Raw genomic sequence first — 1,700 nt, forward strand, 5'->3', positions numbered from 1 at the left:
GCATTTTTCTTTAAAGAGTTATCAATATGCAGCCCTAATATTTCCTTAAATGATTTAGGAAACGGAACTATTCTATCTTTTGAACCTTTCCCTTTAACTACTTTTATTTTACATTCGTCTAAATCAATCTCAGATATCTTTATATTAATTAACTCGGAAACTCTAACACCAGTATATAGTAAAGTTTTCATCATAACCATATTCCGCATATTTCGAGATTTCCAAACAACTTCATAATACTTATTAAGCTCATCTTCAGTGGGTACATAAGGGAGCTTTTTAGGTGTACTACTATTAACTTTAATATTAAGCTCTTTTCTTACTGTTCTAAAAACTTCTCTAAGATAATTGTAGTCGACATTTTCCTCTTTTTTAAAAAGCTTAATAAATTGCTTAGCTTTTTCAGACACAGGGGTTCTATTTACCATATCCACCTCCTATATATAAGCGTTGATTTAGGTCTATAGGGAATAGTCCATATGGATTTATATGTCCTGAGAATAAAGGAGTTAAGGCTCGATAATCATTACCTGTGAATACTCCATTCCAATCTTTTTTATATAATATATTTTGAATAATTAATGTATTTATGTAAAACATGCAAACTTGCAATAAATGTAAACATAATATTGATATTCCTTGTTCTTGGGTTTTATTGTTGCGTAACTCGCCTAACTTCCCATAAAATATAAAGCTCATGGATTAGTCTAGATATAATGTGACACTGGTCTTGAAAGAGGCTAAGTTATGTTAGATACTAACAATAAACTCATAAAAAACAAAGTAGGTTTACTAAACCTAGCACAAGAGCTAGGAAATATATCAAGAGCCTGTAAACTAATGGGCTTCTCAAGAGAAACTTTCTACAGATATCAAAAAGCCTTATCTGAAGGGGGAGTTGAAGCCTTATTAGATAAGAATAAGCGAGTTCCAAATTTCAACGAGTTCCAAATTTCAAAAATAGAGTTGATGAAGCTATAGAGAGTGCTATTACAGACTATGCTATAGAATATCCTGCACATGGCCAGCTAAGAGCGAGTAATGAATTACGTAAAAGAGGCATTTTTGTTTCTCCTAGTGGAGTAAGGTCTATATGGTTAAGAAATTCGCTAGGTAATATGAAACAGCGACTATTAGCTTTAGAAACCAAGTCAGCTGAATAAGGTTTTATCCGGCTCATTTAAAAAAGCTGTTGTAGTAGAAGATAGATATAATAAAGGTTAGACTATATTCATGTAAATCAAAAAGTCTCGTCTTTTATGCCAGAATTTAGACTTCTTCTAGATATTAAGTCATTAGAAATAATCTCTCAATGCATTGATACACAGGGAATCTGGTACTTACAGTAGTAAGTAGACACACTAAAACCAAGTACCATAATTGAGGGAAAGACGCGACAAAATGGTTCTGTTATAGCAGTGTAATGCAGATTAGACACACCTCTGTTTTTGATCAACCAGTTATATTGGAAATAAAGCCAATTCGTTATCAATGTGATCATTGTGGATCCACAACTACAGAGAAATATGATTGGGTTGCACAAGGAGGCAAAATAACCAAAGGTCTAGAAGAGTATATACTTCGCTGTGTTATTAACAGTACTATCCAAGATGTTTCAAAAAAGGAAAGAATATCATATAGTACGATTGCTACAGTATGAACCTTCAGCAAACTTTTGTATAACTATTTTGGGTAATAAT

3 protein-coding genes and 1 pseudogene are annotated in these 1,700 nt (G+C 32.3%); 2 read left to right on the forward strand and 2 right to left on the reverse strand.

Translation table 11 applies throughout. The features are described from left to right. A partial coding sequence (locus F8C69_RS10085) for a tyrosine-type recombinase/integrase (RefSeq protein ID WP_159185040.1) occupies positions 1-428 on the reverse strand: 428 nt, incomplete at its 3' end. Beyond that, positions 418-699, reverse strand: coding sequence for a Tn3 family transposase (locus F8C69_RS10090; protein ID WP_159185041.1), 282 nt, complete (start codon positions 697-699; stop codon positions 418-420). The genes F8C69_RS10090 and F8C69_RS10085, both read right to left, overlap by 11 nt. 48 nt (positions 700-747) lie before the next feature. Here F8C69_RS10090 and F8C69_RS10095 point away from each other — a divergent pair. Both F8C69_RS10095 and F8C69_RS10100 read left to right on the forward strand, forming a co-directional pair. Continuing rightward, positions 748-1,157 (forward strand): annotated as a pseudogene (locus tag F8C69_RS10095) (helix-turn-helix domain-containing protein); the annotation flags it as partial. A gap of 266 nt (positions 1,158-1,423) precedes the next feature. Next, the gene (locus F8C69_RS10100; protein WP_159185042.1) at positions 1,424-1,660 is read left to right on the forward strand and encodes a helix-turn-helix domain-containing protein; all 237 of its coding nucleotides are present in this window, start codon (positions 1,424-1,426) and stop codon (positions 1,658-1,660) included. Positions 1,661-1,700: the final 40 nt, after the last annotated feature.

Origin of the sequence: Francisella noatunensis subsp. noatunensis, assembly GCF_009823375.1 — a bacterium.
Taxonomy (GTDB): domain Bacteria; phylum Pseudomonadota; class Gammaproteobacteria; order Francisellales; family Francisellaceae; genus Francisella; species Francisella noatunensis.

Coding starts and splice junctions, on each gene's coding strand:
- F8C69_RS10090 (WP_159185041.1), bottom strand. CDS start 699: ATGAGCTTTATATTTTATGGGAAGTTAGGCGAGTTACGCAACAATAAA.
- F8C69_RS10100 (WP_159185042.1), top strand. CDS start 1,424: ATGCAGATTAGACACACCTCTGTTTTTGATCAACCAGTTATATTGGAA.